General features: G+C 36.0%; 14 protein-coding genes and 1 pseudogene. 5 read left to right on the forward strand and 10 right to left on the reverse strand.

Going from position 1 to position 15911, the window contains the following annotated elements; all coding sequences use genetic code 11:
- Window positions 1-54: 54 nt before the first annotated feature.
- Window positions 55-1356: a branched-chain amino acid transport system II carrier protein BrnQ1 gene (gene brnQ1 / locus VF726_RS26095; protein ID WP_440173049.1), complete on the forward strand. Its 1302-nt coding sequence runs from the start codon at window positions 55-57 to the stop codon at window positions 1354-1356.
- A 135-nt stretch (window positions 1357-1491) separates the two neighbouring features.
- Window positions 1492-3213, forward strand: coding sequence for a DUF2339 domain-containing protein (locus VF726_RS26100; RefSeq protein WP_440173051.1), 1722 nt, complete (start codon window positions 1492-1494; stop codon window positions 3211-3213).
- Between the two features lie 35 nt (window positions 3214-3248).
- Here VF726_RS26100 and VF726_RS26105 read toward each other — a convergent pair whose 3' ends face one another.
- Together VF726_RS26105 and VF726_RS26110 are read right to left on the reverse strand one after the other, a co-directional pair.
- A complete protein-coding gene (locus VF726_RS26105) occupies window positions 3249-4796 on the reverse strand; it encodes a DNA-binding protein (RefSeq protein ID WP_440173053.1) in 1548 nt (515 codons plus the stop codon).
- Between the two features lie 169 nt (window positions 4797-4965).
- The gene (locus tag VF726_RS26110) at window positions 4966-6357 is read right to left on the reverse strand and encodes an amino acid permease (protein WP_440173055.1); all 1392 of its coding nucleotides are present in this window, start codon (window positions 6355-6357) and stop codon (window positions 4966-4968) included.
- A gap of 280 nt (window positions 6358-6637) precedes the next feature.
- On the opposite strand from VF726_RS26110, the gene VF726_RS26115 reads away from it, so the two are divergent.
- The 3 genes from VF726_RS26115 to VF726_RS26125 all read left to right on the forward strand — a co-directional run bounded on the left by VF726_RS26115 (window position 6638) and on the right by VF726_RS26125 (window position 8802).
- Window positions 6638-7930, forward strand: coding sequence for an NCS2 family permease (locus tag VF726_RS26115; RefSeq protein WP_440173056.1), 1293 nt, complete (start codon window positions 6638-6640; stop codon window positions 7928-7930).
- Window positions 7931-8168: 238 nt separating this feature from the next.
- On the forward strand, window positions 8169-8369 hold the full coding sequence (locus VF726_RS26120) for a helix-turn-helix transcriptional regulator (RefSeq protein WP_000301181.1): 201 nt from the start codon (window positions 8169-8171) through the stop codon (window positions 8367-8369).
- A 4-nt stretch (window positions 8370-8373) separates the two neighbouring features.
- Window positions 8374-8802, forward strand: a complete 429-nt coding sequence (locus VF726_RS26125) for a hypothetical protein (RefSeq protein WP_166705245.1) — start codon at window positions 8374-8376, stop codon at window positions 8800-8802.
- 40 nt (window positions 8803-8842) lie between these two features.
- Here the strand turns inward: VF726_RS26125 and VF726_RS26130 are convergent, their stop codons facing one another.
- From VF726_RS26130 to VF726_RS26165, 8 genes and pseudogenes are all read right to left on the reverse strand, one after another.
- Window positions 8843-9280 (reverse strand): GNAT family N-acetyltransferase, encoded by a 438-nt coding sequence (locus tag VF726_RS26130; protein WP_440173059.1) that lies wholly within the window; start codon window positions 9278-9280, stop codon window positions 8843-8845.
- A 14-nt stretch (window positions 9281-9294) separates the two neighbouring features.
- Window positions 9295-9552: a DUF4022 family protein gene (locus tag VF726_RS26135; protein WP_440173061.1), complete on the reverse strand. Its 258-nt coding sequence runs from the start codon at window positions 9550-9552 to the stop codon at window positions 9295-9297.
- 52 nt (window positions 9553-9604) lie between these two features.
- The gene (locus tag VF726_RS26140; protein ID WP_440173063.1) at window positions 9605-11434 is read right to left on the reverse strand and encodes a monovalent cation:proton antiporter family protein; all 1830 of its coding nucleotides are present in this window, start codon (window positions 11432-11434) and stop codon (window positions 9605-9607) included.
- Between the two features lie 219 nt (window positions 11435-11653).
- Window positions 11654-11965: a cytochrome aa3 quinol oxidase subunit IV gene (gene qoxD, locus VF726_RS26145; RefSeq protein WP_440173065.1), complete on the reverse strand. Its 312-nt coding sequence runs from the start codon at window positions 11963-11965 to the stop codon at window positions 11654-11656.
- Window positions 11966-11967: 2 nt separating this feature from the next.
- Window positions 11968-12570 (reverse strand): cytochrome aa3 quinol oxidase subunit III, encoded by a 603-nt coding sequence (qoxC, locus tag VF726_RS26150; RefSeq protein ID WP_440173066.1) that lies wholly within the window; start codon window positions 12568-12570, stop codon window positions 11968-11970.
- A gap of 13 nt (window positions 12571-12583) precedes the next feature.
- Window positions 12584-14518, reverse strand: a complete 1935-nt coding sequence (qoxB, locus tag VF726_RS26155) for a cytochrome aa3 quinol oxidase subunit I (RefSeq protein ID WP_440173068.1) — start codon at window positions 14516-14518, stop codon at window positions 12584-12586.
- A 33-nt stretch (window positions 14519-14551) separates the two neighbouring features.
- On the reverse strand, window positions 14552-15427 hold the full coding sequence (locus VF726_RS26160) for a cytochrome aa3 quinol oxidase subunit II (RefSeq protein WP_001176180.1): 876 nt from the start codon (window positions 15425-15427) through the stop codon (window positions 14552-14554).
- 282 nt (window positions 15428-15709) lie between these two features.
- Window positions 15710-15862 (reverse strand): annotated as a pseudogene (locus tag VF726_RS26165) (amino acid permease); the annotation flags it as partial.
- Between the last annotated feature and the right edge of the window lie 49 nt (window positions 15863-15911).

The following is a 15911-nucleotide window of genomic DNA, read 5'->3' on the forward strand; positions in this document are numbered from 1 at the left end:
TTTTTATATGTGAAATTGATTTCATAAAAGATGAAATTAAAGAAGGAGAAAGAAATGAAATTGTTACAGAAAAAAGAAATTTTACTTATTAGTCTTATGTTATTCTCGATGTTCTTTGGCGCTGGGAATCTTATATTCCCACCTTTCCTTGGGTATGAAACAGGAGAATATGTATGGATTTCATTAGTAGGGTTTATTATATCAGCAACAGGTCTTCCTATATTGGGAGTTATTGCGATTGCGAAAGCAGGAAGTTTTCAAGCGCTAGCGGGTAGGGTTCATTCTTCATTTGCCATTATTTTTCCGTGTATCGTGTATTTATTTATTGGACCAGGACTTGGTATACCACGTGCAGGAAGTTTAGCTTTTGAAATGGGGCCAGGTCAGTTCTTGCCAGAAGCAGGAAGCATAGCTTTATTATGTTACACGGTTATTTTCTTTAGTATCGTGTACTGGTTAAGTTTATCACCATCTAAATTAATGGGGTTGTTCGGAAAGGTTTTAACACCGTTATTATTAGGTATGATTGCCCTAATCTTTATAAAGAGCATGTTTACATCAGTAGGTAGTGTGAAAGAGGCTGCTGGAAACTATGGACAAGCTCCTATGTTCCAAGGGTTTTTAGATGGGTATTTAACGATGGATGCATTAGCAGCTTTAATTTTTGGGATTGTTATTGCAAATGCTCTTCGTACAAAAGGTATTGAAGATGATAAAGGGTTAGCGAAATATATGAGTATTGCTGGAATTGGGGCAGGACTATTATTATCTATTATTTATGTCATACTTGGATATGTTGGTTCAATTAGTGGTTCGTTAGGTCCATTTGATAATGGGGCGAACGTATTAGCACGAGTGATGACGACGTTATTTGGACAAGGTGGAGTCGTTTTATTAGGTCTTATTTTTACGATCGCGTGCTTATGTGTTTCAATTGGACTTGTTACATCGTGTAGTCAATTTTTCGTGAGTGCATTTCCGAAAGTAGCGTATAAAGTTTGGGCATTTATATTAAGTTTTGTTAGTATGATTTTAGCTAATTTAGGATTAACACAAATTTTAAAAGTATCAGTACCGATTCTTGGATTTATTTATCCAGTTGCATTAACGCTTATTATTTTAGGTTTATTCCATAAGTATATTGGAAAGTACGCATACGTATATGCAGTAACTGTTGGGATTGTAGCCGTATTTAGTGCAATCGATATTTTCAATAAAAATGTGATGATGAATCAGTGGACATCGGTATTGAAATACATTCCGTTTTATATAGAAGGTGTAGGATGGATTGTTCCAGCTATTATAGGTGCTTGCATTGGCGTTATCGTGAGTAGTGTTTTCAATAAGAAGAAATAAGTAAGAGGTGTTTTCCTATTTCGGGAAACACCTTTCTTTTTTGGGAAAAATGGTATTGAAAATGAATAGACTAATAGTATGATAAAGTTAATTGGTAATATATAGGTTTTGAATGAAGGGTGAGGGGGGGAGCGTATGAAGGAAGATTTAAATAAGAAAATAGAAGCGCTCGAAACGGCAATTGAAACAATTCAAGAAGCACTTTTTGAATTGAAAGCAAAACAAAGAGAAATAGAAGTAGAAAACGCTCAGCAACATGTTAGTAAGGAAAAGAAAGAATATATTGAAACGGTAACGGAAGAAAAACCAAAAGAAGAAGTAGTTACAATAAAAGAGCCCGTGCAAGAACGGGAGGTAAAACAAGTAGATATATCTGCTTTTAAACCAGAACCATTTAATATTATTCAGTTTTGCCAAACGTGGTTACCACGCATATTTGTCGGTATTATGTTACTTGGAGTAATCTGGTTATTTAAAGCAGGGGTAGATGCTGGATTATTAACGCCAGCAATACGAATTGTGTTTGGTATTGTCTTATCAATCGGTTTTTATTATATAGGGGATATTCAAATTAAACGAGAGCGACAAGCGTTAGGGTTAGTATTAGCAGGAGGAAGTATTACGGGTATAGTTTTAACGACATTTGCGGCACATTATTTATATGGATTTATTCCAGCAAGTGTTGCATTTGTGTGTAATATTGCATGGGTCATTTTAGGTATTTATGTAGCGAAGAGGTATCAATCGGAATATCTTACTATTTTCGTAGCGGTAGGAGCTTTCTTCGTGCCATTCTTATTAAATAGTACGACTCCTAATCTGTATATTTTCTTTGGATATGAGACGATACTAACAATTAGCTTATTATGGTATGCGCTGAAAAATCGTTATCAGTATTTATATATGATTTCTTATGCTGTTGCTGCTATTGTCCTTTTCGTCTTCTTTGCTGTTATGTCAATGTTAGTAGAGGATTTACAAGTACAGCTAACAGTTGTTTATGGTTTGATTCACTTACTATTATTTTGGCATATGTTTACGGAGAGAAGTTTTATATTAGAGCCACGCTTGGCGATATTTAGTGCGAATGCAGTTTTCTTTATATTAGCCATTTCAAAAATACCCGAATTTACAACATGGGGATTAATGATTAGTGCGCTTGTGCATGCTGTTATGTTCGTGTTTGAATATAGGAAGAATCGACATTCTACATTTACAAATCTTTTATTTGGTTTCGCAATGGGTGCATTTAGTTTAGCAATTTTATATGAGTATAGTTTAGTGAATGCAGCGATTGTATTATTATTACAAGGTTTCCTCGGTATGGTGACTGCTATTAAAGTAAAACAACAAATAAAATTGTATGTTAGTGCGACGGTTTATGCGATTGGAATGATACAGACTATTTTTAGCCCGTTTGATCATTTTCTTTCAGCTGGGTTCGTTGCTCATATTATTTTAATAGGTACATTTTATTACTGCATGAAACAAGCGAAAGATGTGTTAATGAGCTTTGGAAAATATGTATATTCTATAGCGCTCTATTGGTTTATGGTTATCATATTTATTGCAATTACTAGAGTCGGTGAAGTGCTTTCTACAGATGGAAGTATAATAAGCGTATCTGTATCCTTATTATGGATGGTATATGCATTATTTGCAGTTTGGCTTGGCCGGAATAAAAATATGAATGAAATATTGTATGCCGGCTTAGTTGTGTTAGTTGTAACGATAGGGAAGCTATTCCTTCTGGACTTACCAGAAGTATCGATGATGATTAGGGCAGTTTTATTCTTAATAGTAGGTAGTATAGGTATCGTTATTTCAAGAATGTTTTTCTCAAAAGAAGAGAAGTAAAAAGAAGGCAATCCGGATGCGGATTGCCTTTTTCATTATTTCTTATCAATTGTTACATTCTCACTATATTTCGCTGTTGTATTTTGGCGTAGACGAAGTGTTGCTTGTCCAGTCGTATTTGGATTGATTTGTACATTTACAATCTTCTCAGCAGAACCTAAGCTGTTTGTTGTGAAAGAGAATACACTACTATATCCGAAAGTAGATGGCCAAGTGCCGTTTGTATTTTGAACTTTTGCTACTTGTGTACCGCCAGTAGTAAATATACCTAAAGAATAATTATTGTATGTCGTGTTTGGTAATAAGTTATTTACTTGAATTTTCATTTGGAACACTTCATTGTTTGGTAGAGTGCTAGGGTGTGTAACTACATAGTCATTTGCTGTTACGGCACCGTTATAGCCATATGAACCTGGTTTAAAGGTATTTGTATTAAACCATTGATAACCTGCATTTGGCGCACTCCAAGGTTCAGGTTGTGGCTCAGTTGATAAGCTTGGTTGCTCAAATGATTGTAAAGTAGTAGGTAAATCAAGTTGTAAACCATTTACTTGATCTAAACTTGTAAATGTTTCTTTATTCGATAACCAATTTACGATGTTTTCTAGTAAGATAGCATCGTTTTCTTCTTTATATCCATCGTAAGTTTTCTTTGTTTGGCCAGAATCTTCACGAACGTATTTTGGTGATGCATCTTCAACAGGAGAAGAGTCACCGATAAAGGCAGCTTTTCCAAGTCCTACTTTAGCAATAGCAGCATAAGGTCCCTCTGCAACACCACCGCCGTTATAAACACCGCTATCAACAGCGTTATTCCATTTTGACGGGTTTTCTGGAAGATAAACAAGTCCTTTTGCTAGTTTTGGATTTGTAATTGCTAGAGTAGAACCAGCATGCATTGCTACAGATGAAACACCTTTTGTAATTCCAAATGATTGTTCAGGTGACACAATATTTTTAGCGGAAACATCACCGATTGCGTTGTAGCGGAAGCGAATACCGAAGTTGTCAGATAGCCAATCAGAGCTTTCTACTCCTTGCATAGCTTGTGAATTAAATTCCTCACTGGACATTCCTTTTGATGGATTATCCCAAGCGCCGCGTCTATATCCATTAAATACTTCAGAAGAATCCCAGCGATTTTTATTACGATCTGCATTATAATGATCGGCAATAAAGAAGATACTACCGCCATTTTTCACATATTGTAACATTGCATCTTGTTCAGATTTTTTGTAAGGAATATTAGCTTCTGGAACGATAAATACACTGTAGTCTTTTAAATCTTCGTACGTAATCGGTGTTGATTTACGGAGTTCCTTTACATGATATCCGTTTTGGGCAATGCCGTTTCCGAAGTCAGAAAATCCGCCATCAATAACCCAGTCAGCTGTCCCGGCCGTTTGACCATGTGTATTATCAAATAATACTTTCTTCCCATTGTTTTGATTTACAACTTTTGCAGCAATTTCAGGAGCTGGGTCTACTGAGCTTTCCGCATAAGTAGATGGAATGAAAGAAGCTCCTATACTAAGTGTGATTGCTGTTGCTAAAGAAAATGTAATCCATTTTTTATTCTTCATAGAAGAATCCCCCTAATAAATATATTTGCTTTAATAATGTAATCTATTTTTTTTAGGAAAGAAAGATAGAAAATATTAAATAGTGTAAAGATAGCGTTAATTTAATTGAGAAATATTTGTGAGAATAATGAAAAAATCTCTTCCTAGTAAATAGGAAGAGATTTTGAGCTTAACTAATTTTTGAATTAGGCGTTTCATCAATTTTATGGAACCCCTTCATATAATACACGATTGCTAAACCAATAAGCCAAAGTGGGCCAACAATTAATGCAATTCTTGTATCTTCTGAATACGCCATTATACCTAATACGAGTGCAAGGAAAGCGAGTGAGAAATATGAACTTAATGGATGTAAAGGCATTTTATATGTTAGCTTGTCCTTTTTATCTGTTTGCAATCCTTTACGGAATTTAATTTGAGCTATTAAAATGATGCCCCAAGTCCAAATTGCTCCGAAAGTTGAAATACTAGTGAGCCATGTAAATACTTTTGCGGGCACAAGATAGTTTAATATAACACCAACGAGTAAGACGGTAGCTGTTGCTACAATTCCTTGACTTGGAATACCGTTTTTATTTAAACGGCCGAATCTTTCAGGAGCTTTTTTCTGCTGAGCCAATGTATACAGCATACGGCCTGTGCTAAATAAACCACCATTACAAGAAGAAAGAGCTGCTGTTAATACGACAAAGTTAATAATCCCTGCTGCTTTTGCAATACCGATTTGCTCAAATGTTAATACGAATGGACTTCCTTTCTCACCAAGTTCGTTCCATGGATAAATTGCCATCATAACGAATAGAGCCCCAACGTAGAACAGTAATATTCTCCAAAATACGTTATCGATTGCTTTTGCGAGTGTTTTTTTCGGATTTTGCGCTTCACCCGCTGTAACTCCAATTAATTCAACGCCTAAATAAGCGAATAACACCATTTGCATGGAGAGTAGTAACCCAGAAAAACCATTTGGGAACCAGCCGCCATGTGACCAAAGATTAGAAATGCCGGTAGCGATACCACCGTTTCCGAATCCGAATAGAATAATACCAGCTCCAACCAATATCATACAAATAATTGTGATAATTTTGATGAGAGCAAACCAAAATTCAAGTTCTCCAAATACTTTTACGGATAAAAAGTTGAAAGCACTCATTAATAATAGAGCGAGTAAAGCCCAAGTCCAGCGCGGGATATCTGGGAACCAGTATTGCATGTAAATGCCAGCTGCTGTAATTTCAGCCATACAAGTAACAACCCATAAGAACCAGTAGTTCCAACCGGTAATATAGCCAGCTAGTGGTCCAAGGTAATCATAAGCATATTTACTAAAGGAACCGGCAACAGGTTGTTCAATTGCCATTTCTCCGAGTGCTCGCATAATGAAAAAAATAACGAGTCCAGCAATCATATAGCCTAGTAGAATAGAAGGGCCAGCTAGCTTAATAGCAGAAGCGGATCCTAGAAATAGTCCAACGCCAATAGCTGAACCGAGTGACATTAAAGTAATATGTCGTTCTTTTAAACCGCGGTTCAAAGTTCCAGATTTGTTTGTGTGCTGCATAAGAAGAATCCCCCTTGTAGAGTGAACGATATTTGAATGCGTTTACTAAATATTTAACTATTTCAAATTATAAAACATTTCTATCTGTTATGCTACAAAAATAAACATAGTTAACTGTACTACATCTATACTTGTCAGACTTAAACTTAAAATTCGAACTATTAGCGAATATATTGACTCTTCTTTTTATTGATTGTTAAGATTAAGTATTATATTTTCTCACATACTAGTAAGAAAAGAATGTGTGATAATAATTCAGATGTAGGAAGGGTACATAACCATGTTTCAATTACAAAAATATAACACTTCTGTGAAGCAAGAGCTTTTAGCTGGCATCACAACTTTTTTTACATTTGCGTATATTCTTGTCATCAATCCGAAAATATTATCTGATGCAGGTGTACCATTTGATCAAGCTTTTACAGCAACTATTATTGCGACGGTTGTAGGGACGCTATGTATGTCGTTTTTAGCTAACTATCCAATTGTTATTGCTCCAGCTATGGGAATGAATGCGTATTTTGCTTATTCTGTTGTTCAACAGACAGAGGGGATTACATATGTCATTGCGTTTTCAGCAGTATTTGTAACAGGTATCATTTTTCTTTTATTATCATTCACTTCATTTAGGCAAAAGCTAATTGTCGCAATTCCTGACAGTTTAAAACATGCGATTGCAGGTGGGATTGGTTTATTTATTGCTTTTATCGGATTACGTCTATCTGGAATTATCGTTGATCATCCATCTAACTTAGTTACGATTGGTGACTTCCATTCTCCAGCCGTTATTTTAACTTTAATTGGTTTGATTTTAGCGGCGGTATTAATGGCATTGCGTGTGAGCGGTGCATTATTTATTAGTATGATTGTGACAGGAATTATCGCCTTCTTTACAGGGCAACTGAAGTTTACAGATAAAATTGTTGCGATGCCTCATTTACCAGAGGGGATTATCGTTTCAAATCCAATCAACGCCTTTTCAGATGTCATTGAATATGGATTATATGGCGTTGTATTTTCATTTTTACTTGTACTGTTATTTGATACAACAGGCGCATTACTCGGTTTAATTAAACAAGCAGGTTTAATTACAGATAATACAGAGAAGCGTTTTGGTAAAGCGTTTATTGCGGATGCAATTGGCGGGACTACAGGCTCTATCTTTGGGACAAGCCCAACAGCAGCGACGATTGAATCATCAGCTGGTATTGCTGCGGGTGGTAAAACAGGATTAACAGGTATTATAGTAGTTGGCCTAACGGTTATAACGGCATTCTTCAGCCCTGTTATTGCTTCTTTATCAAGTGTAGCCGCTATTACAGCTCCTTCATTAATTATTGTAGGTAGTTTAATGGCGCAAAGTCTTCGTGATATTAATTGGAATGAATTTGATGATGCATTACCAGCATTTTTAATCTTCGTTGGTATTCCGTTAACGTCTAGTATTGCGAATGGAATTGCAATTGGATTTTTAGTGTATCCAGTCTTAAAAATTGTGAAAGGAAAAGGGATGGAAGTACATCCGTTACTATACTTATTTACAATTTTATTTGGATGTCATTTATTCTTATAATATAGATATAGGAGAGGGAGCTTCTTATGAGAGGCTCCTTTTTTGTGTATAATAAAGTGAAACTATAATCAGTGGGGCAGTTAATTTCCAGCCTAACTACTTTGCTCTAGCCGAATATTGAAGTAGGGGTGTTCCTGCTTATAAATAGCGGGATAAAGTGAAATTATAGTCAATCAAGCAAAATATAAATTACTTAATGGAATATATATGTTACAATAAGGGTGGAGGAGGAACATGAATGGCTGTAAGTAAAATAAAAGTCGCGCGTGTTCAGTTAGATTTAACACAGCAACAATTAGCAGAAAAAGTAGGCGTTACAAGGCAAACGATTAGTTTAATTGAGAAGGGGAAATACAATCCGTCTTTAGATTTATGTTTAAAAATTTGTTATGCGGTAGATAAAACATTGAATGATTTATTTTGGGAGGAAGAGGAGTGAGGGGATGAGGATTGTGAAAGATGAACGTTTAATGATTGAGGGGCTAAAACATATTAGACTTGTTTTCATCTTACAAAATATCGTCATACTAGGTATTGTTTTTTATCGCTACGTTTTGCAAGATGCAGGATATGAAAGTGTTTCAGATTTATTAATGGTATTTATGTGCGGGATAATAGTTATTAACTTTTTAAACTTAAAAAATTCGGTGGAAGTGTATGAGCATACAGGGGGAGTATCACACAGTTATTTCATGAAACTATTATTAATTCCTGTGGGTATTGTTATTGGAATTTTAGCTATTTGTATCGTTGTAACACCAGATATTTCGATAAAAGAAATTAGTATAACAGGACTTATTATGTTTGCTTGTTTTTTAGTTCCTAGTTTGTTTATATACATATATATGAAAAGAATAAAAAGTGAAGATTGAAGTATAAGAAAAGCTTTCCGATATTTGCGGAAAGCTTTTCTTATATTTTTTTATATAGTACTTTATGAAGGCCAATCGGTTCAATTTCAAAGACTTCACCATATTCCTGGAAGCCTAAGTGCTTGTAATAGTCAGCTACAGTAATTCGGCCATTACACCATAATATATTTGCTTGGCGTTCTTGCAAGATTTGTTCCGCCTTCTGAATTAAGGAGCTTCCAGCACGGTTGTTTCGAAATTCAGGTAATGTGGCCATTCCTCGTAGACGATAATGGCTACCAGCTAGTAAGTCAGGGTATAGTTCTTTTGAGAAGGAAGCGATACTAATCAGTTCATCATTTATAAATGCGCCTAAGTGAAAGGTGTCTGTTTCATAATCGGAAGAGTATTTACAATCTGCTAATGTTTGATTCGGGCGTAAAATTTTTTGACGTAATACGTAAGTTTCAGATCCCTCAATATTTTTCACGGTAATCATATTAACATCCTTTCTTATAAGGCGGTTTCTGTTAATTGTATAAAGAAATAGGCAGGTGCGGCGAAAAGTCCGAGTATGCTAGCAGTTCCGAGAAGGAGTGAAAGTAGGAGGCAAGAGTATTTTATTCCATTCGATTTGTTCCATCCGTAACTGCAAATTTCAATGCTAACACCGATGAGAATAATGGCAATGAGTATTTCCGCTAATAATAAAAGAGCTAAAGTTACAATAGACATAATATAATCCATCCTCATAATATGTGATAGTAACATTTTACCATATAAAATGGAAAAAAATGCCCCTCAATTATGTGAGGGGCATTTTCTATTCTAATATGTTTTTTAGTGTATCGATATGTTCTTTTGAACCTGTTACAAGTAATGTATCACTGTGCTGTAGTCTCGTATCACCATGCGGAATTAATGCTTTATTCCCGCGATAAATTTGAATGACTAGTACATCGCCTAAAAACGGAAGGCGGCGAAGTGCCACGCCGTTATATTTATTGCTTCGTAGTTCAACTTCACGGACTGTTTCGTTTGCTGTTGTAATTAAGCGAACGAGACTTGGTTTATCAATAAGTGCACGTAATAGAATACGTGTAGAGTTAATTGTTGAGAACACAGCGATATGTTCTTGCGTTGCTTTTTCTTGTAGAAGAGGATCTTCTACACTTGCAATAACATGTTCAACACCTAGTTCCTTTGCGTGTTCTGCTAATAATAAGTTTTGTTCATCATCACTTGTTGCAACAACAACACGGTCTGCGTTAAATGCTGTTTGTTCAGTTAATGAAGCGATTGTGATGTCATCTAATTTTATGATAGGAAAGTCATGTGATGTCGCTTCCTCATCATTTATTTTATTTTGACGCATCATATAAAGTGTTACATCATAATCTTCTCGTTTTAAATCAAGTGATAACGGAAGGGTAATTCTGCTGGCGCCAATAATAGAAACTTTTGGTTTTGGTGTTTCTACTTTCGGGAACATCTTTTTAAATAATATAGGTGCAAAAATACAAGTAATAACTGCGCTTAAAATAAGCGAAGCAGATAAACTTGGACTGATGATCCCTAGTTTTTCACCAATTTGTGCAGCTGCAATAACTAAAGAAAGTGTCGATGTTAATAAGATGGCACTTCCTAGTACGATATTCCGTGGATACCATTTGCGTAAAACAAGTGATGGTAACAGCTTTGAAATAAAGAGTCCTACGATTAAAATTGGAATCATTAACATGCTAGAAGGTTCTTTGAAAATAGACCAAACCTCTAAATTTACACCAACCATTACGAAGAAAATAGGAATGAAGAAACCGTATCCGATGGAATCAAGCTTTTCAACCATATCTTCATTTGGTGATAATAACGATACAAGGACACCTGCTAAGAAGGCGCCTAAAATATTTTCAGCTCCAACAGATTCAGATAACCCAACTAATATTAAGATGAGTGCAAAAACAGCTCGTGTATCAATTTGTACACTACCAGCTTTTAAGCTATCTAAGTATGGAATGTTTTTAAAGCGTTTTGCAATGAAGTAAATAACAATACCAGCTCCGAATAGAAGAAGAAGGAGCCACATGCTTTGGCCGCTTTCGGAATTTAATCCGACGAATACAGCGAGTAAAATCATTGTAACTAAATCTGCAATAACAGCGACTAATAAAATGATTTGTCCAATTGCCGTTTTTCCTAAGTTATTCTCTTTTAATGTTGGTACGACAACACCTAAAGAAATAGTTGAAATGATTAAAGTCATGAACATTGCATTATCTACAAATCCTAGCCATACGAATAGTAATGATAGGGCATAAGATAAGATGAAAATAAATAAGAAGATAATGCTTGCTGCTTGGAATGTGTTTGGTTCGTTTGTCGTATTCTTTTTCCCTTTTTGTTTAAAGATAGAAAAATCAATTTCTAAACCGCTTAAAAACATAAGGAAGATAAATCCTAGTGTCGATAAGACTTGAAGCCACATATCTGGCTCAATAATATTAAACCCACTTTTACCTACAAAGATTCCTGCGATGATTTCTGCAACAACGACAGGAAGTGCTTTTAATTTAAAGCGTTGTAACAAAAGGGGAACGAAAAACGCGATTGCAACGACAACCATAAGTGATAGAACAGAAGTGTGATGTTCCATTGCGTTCTCTCCCTTCAAATAAATATAGTACCTATTTAGCCATATAATAGGTAGAAAAGCAACGCATATGGATTCGATTTCATAAAGAAAGAGTTTTCTTAACATTTGTCATAATAAGTATATTTTTCATGATTCTGTTGTTAATTCTGTAAAGTGGATGTAATAGGGGAGGGAATAAAAAAAGACTGCTGAGAAACCTCAGCAGTCTTTTCATGTACATTACATTGAGAAGAAGATCCATACAGTTAAACCAACTGTTGCTGTTGCAACGAAGAAACTGTAGATCATAGTAAGGATTTGAATGCGTCCTTCTCCTTCTTTTAAATGCATGAACATGATTAATTGTAATAATGCTTGCGCAACCGCCATTGCGATAATAGACGTTAAAACCGTTGATAGTGGTAAGCTTGTGTAAAGTGCCACGTATAACGCTAGAAACGTTAGTGCAAGCGATAAAATAAATCCGAAAACGTGTGACCAAGGGAATCCGCTATGCGCATGCCCATTTGCTTGAGTATTGTTTTGACCCATTATTACGCCACCATCCCGTTCAAGTAAACTAGTGTGTAAATGAAGATCCAAACGAAATCAAGGAAATGCCAGTATAAGCTGATGATAAATACTTTACGAGCTGTAACTGGTGTTAAACCTCGTTTTAAAATTTGGATAATAACACAAGTTGCCCAAATGATACCACCTGTTACGTGGGCACCATGCGTTCCAAGTAGAACGAAGAATCCTGATAAGAAAGCACTTGTTTGAAGTGTAGCGCCTTTACCAGCGTAAATAATGAACTCTTCGATCTCGAAGAATAGGAAACCTGCACCTAAAAGTAATGTAAGGATGAACCATCCAAGCATTGCTTTTTGGTTGTGCTTACGCATTTCATGAATTGCGATACCACATGTGAAACTACTTGTTAAAAGTAGTAGCGTTTGAATTAAAAGTGTTTTAACTTCAAACAATTGTGCTGGTGTTGGGCCATCTGCCGTACGACCAGCAAGTACTAGATAAGAGGCGAAAAGTGTTGCGAACAGCATAATTTCAGCCCCAAGAAAAATCCAGAATCCTAGGATATTCAATCTGCTTTGTTCGGATTGATATTCCAAAGGTAAGCTTTTATCTAAAGCCGCCATTTCATTTCACCTCTCATGCTACATGTTCTGTTTTTTTAATTTCATCAACACTGATATAGTAACCTTCATCGTAATCGAATGAACGATAGATTAAGCAAGCTAAAATACCAACGCCGCCGATTGCTGCAATCCAGAACCAGCTAAATACTAATGCGAAACCTGCAAGACCGAAGAATCCAGACATAATAATAGGCACACCAGAGTTACTTGGCATGTGAATTGGTTTTAATTCTTCTGCTGCTGGTGTAACTGTCTCTCCACGTTTTTTCATGAACCAGAAAGCATCAGCTTCTTTGATTTCTGGAAGTTTCGCGAAGTTGTAATGTTGTACAGGAGATTGAGTTGCCCATTCAAGTGTACGGCCATCCCATGGATCTCCAGTTGTGTCACGTTCACCGTGACGTGCACTCCAAATTACGTTGTAGCAAAGAATTAGGAAGCCGATACCCATCATTACCGCACCAACAGATGCGATTTGGTTTAGCCATCCCCATCCAAGACTTTCAGAGTAAGTGTACATACGACGAGTCATACCGTCTAAACCTAAGAAGTACATTGGGAAGAAACAGATGTTGAATCCGCTCATAAAGATCCAGAATGTCCATTTACCTAGGCGTTCATTTAACATATGACCAGTCATTTTTGGATACCAGAATGTGAATCCAGCAAGCATAGCGAATACTGTACCTGCGATTAATACGTAGTGGAAGTGAGCGATTAGGAAGTAGCTGTTATGGTACTGATAATCAGCTGCTGCCATTCCAAGCATAACCCCTGTAACCCCACCGACTACGAAGTTTGGAATAAATGCCAATGACCAAAGCATTGGAACTGTAAAACGAATACGTCCTTTATACAGTGTAAACAACCAGTTAAAGATCTTAACCCCGGTTGGAATCGAAATCGCCATTGTCGAAATCGAGAAGAATGAGTTAACCGCTGGACCTGCACCCATCGTGAAGAAGTGGTGAAGCCATACGACGAAACTTAGTAAAGAAATTGCAACCATTGAGTATACCATCGCACTGTAACCGAATAGACGCTTACGTGAGAATGTACTAATGATTTCAGAGAAAATACCGAATGCCGGTAAAATAACGATATATACTTCAGGGTGACCCCATACCCAGAATAGGTTGGCCCATAACATTGGCATACCGCCGCTCGCCATCGTAAAGAAGTGAGCATCGAATAGACGGTCAAATGTCATTAATGCAAGAGCAACTGTTAATACTGGGAAAGCGAAAATAATGATGACTGTTGTAATTAAGATTGACCAAGTAAACATTGGCATTCTCATTAAAGTCATACCAGGTGTACGCATTTTTAAGATAGTAACAAGGAAGTTAATACCTGTCATTAACGTACCGAGACCTGAAATCTGTAATGCAATTGCGTAGTAGTTATTTCCTACACCAGAAGTAAACTCTGTACCTGCCATTGGGAAGTAAGAAGTCCACCCAGCGTCTGGAGAACCACCAATTACGAAAGCGATGTTGAATAACATTGCTCCGACAAAGAATAACCAGAAACTTAAAGCATTTAAGAACGGATATGCAACGTCACGAGCACCAATTTGTAATGGTACTACAAGGTTCATTAATCCCATAACGAATGGCATCGCCATGAAAAGAATCATAACTGTACCGTGTGTTGTGAAGATTCCGTTATAGTGTTCAGCGTTTAAATAAGTTGTTTCTGGGAATGTTAACTGTGCACGGATCATTAAACCGTCCATACCACCACGGAATAACATAATAACCGCAGAGATAATATACATGGCCCCAATCTTTTTATGGTCAACAGTTGTTAACCATTCGTCCCAAAGCCATTTCCATTTTTTATACTTTGTTAGTACGAAAATGATTGCTAATGTCACAAGAACGATAGAAGCGTCTGCACCGTAAATAATCGGGTCACCTGTGACAAAGAATTCATCAAGCTTCACTGTGTTCACTCCAATCTGTTGGAATACTAGCTATTATTTTTTGTTTTTGTAGTAGTTGTAATCACAATATTCAAGTGATTTTGGATCTACATAACTTAAGTGATGACTAGAGAATGTCATACGACCAACTACACCAGGTTTAACAATTTCGTTGTACTTATCTTCTGTTAGTTTTGGAGCAGTTTGTTGTACTTCTTTTACCCACTTGTCATATTTCTCTTTAGTTTTTGCTTCAACTTCGAACTCCATGTGAGTGAATCCTTCACCAGAGAAGTTCGCGCTACGGCCTAGGTAAGAACCTGGCTTATCAGCTTGTAAATAAAGATCCATAATCATGCCATCCATAGTGTACTTCATACCACCAAGTTCTGGTACCCAGAAAGCATTCATTGGACCAACAGAAGTTAGTTTGAATTGAATTGGTACACCAGCTGGGATGTTTAAATAGTTAACGGTTTCAATTTTTTCCTCTGGGTAACTGAATAACCATTTCCAGTTTGCAGATGTAACATAAATCTCAACTGGTTTAATATGTTTGGACTCTTCCGGAACCTCTTCCGAAGCATAAGTTGCTTTTACTGTTGGAATCGATAATGCGATAACGATAATAACAGGAACAAGCGTCCAAATGATTTCTAATAATGTGTTACCGTGTTGATCAGGTGGCTCATAGTCCATATTCTCTGGTTTTTCACGATAACGAATCAAGATGACTGTAAACAAGATGAATACAATTGCGATAATTAATGACATAAGCAAGAATGACCAAACAATTAAATCATACTGTGCTTTTGCAACAGGTCCTTGCGGATTTAATACTGCGAGTTTCTTATCACAGCCACCGAGGAACAGAAGTAATGATAACGGAAGAAGCGAAGCCAGCTTCCAAAACGTTTTCTTTAGTTGCACGATTGAAAATCTCCTTTCTCCTTGGATTGAAACTATGCCAATAAAACAATATAAACCTATTAATTTATAGATGGCAATAGTTTTTGTGATATTGTTAAAAAATAGACACAAATGCACACTTTTTAAGGTGAATATCATTTGTAACTTGATTACATTGTAAACTATTTTCCAGAGAAAAACGTGATTGTGAAAATTTTAAGATAAATAAAGTTATACCAAGATATCCAAGAAATAGAAAAAAACTATCTTATCATAAGAAAGATAGCTGAATATTTTGTATATTTAGTTTACCTCTTTTTTTAGACTTATTTGTTGTTCAAATGTGACAACTTTTTTATATTTAACTTGTTATAACATGTAATAAATAATCATAAATGGAATACCGCAATAAAGAGCAATCCTCTGATCTGGAATGAAAGCTAAACCGACAAATGTGAACAATAATTCACAGAATCTTTCTAGCAAACTAGTAAGAAGAAAGGTA

The sequence above is a fragment of the Bacillus sp. Brlt_9 genome, from assembly GCF_051948935.1.
Lineage (GTDB): Bacteria > Bacillota > Bacilli > Bacillales > Bacillaceae_G > Bacillus_A.

Excerpts from the sequence above, each read along its gene's own strand:
- VF726_RS26135 (WP_440173061.1), bottom strand. The coding sequence starts at position 9,552 with ATGTTACTATCACATATTATGAGGATGGATTATATTATGTCTATTGTA.
- qoxC (WP_440173066.1), bottom strand. The coding sequence starts at position 12,570 with ATGGCGGCTTTAGATAAAAGCTTACCTTTGGAATATCAATCCGAACAA.
- VF726_RS26125 (WP_166705245.1), top strand. The coding sequence starts at position 8,374 with ATGAGGATTGTGAAAGATGAACGTTTAATGATTGAGGGGCTAAAACAT.
- VF726_RS26100 (WP_440173051.1), top strand. The coding sequence starts at position 1,492 with ATGAAGGAAGATTTAAATAAGAAAATAGAAGCGCTCGAAACGGCAATT.
- brnQ1 (WP_440173049.1), top strand. The coding sequence starts at position 55 with ATGAAATTGTTACAGAAAAAAGAAATTTTACTTATTAGTCTTATGTTA.
- VF726_RS26110 (WP_440173055.1), bottom strand. The coding sequence starts at position 6,357 with ATGCAGCACACAAACAAATCTGGAACTTTGAACCGCGGTTTAAAAGAA.
- VF726_RS26130 (WP_440173059.1), bottom strand. The coding sequence starts at position 9,280 with ATGATTACCGTGAAAAATATTGAGGGATCTGAAACTTACGTATTACGT.
- VF726_RS26115 (WP_440173056.1), top strand. The coding sequence starts at position 6,638 with ATGTTTCAATTACAAAAATATAACACTTCTGTGAAGCAAGAGCTTTTA.
- VF726_RS26140 (WP_440173063.1), bottom strand. The coding sequence starts at position 11,434 with ATGGAACATCACACTTCTGTTCTATCACTTATGGTTGTCGTTGCAATC.
- qoxD (WP_440173065.1), bottom strand. The coding sequence starts at position 11,965 with ATGGGTCAAAACAATACTCAAGCAAATGGGCATGCGCATAGCGGATTC.
- VF726_RS26105 (WP_440173053.1), bottom strand. The coding sequence starts at position 4,796 with ATGAAGAATAAAAAATGGATTACATTTTCTTTAGCAACAGCAATCACA.
- VF726_RS26120 (WP_000301181.1), top strand. The coding sequence starts at position 8,169 with ATGGCTGTAAGTAAAATAAAAGTCGCGCGTGTTCAGTTAGATTTAACA.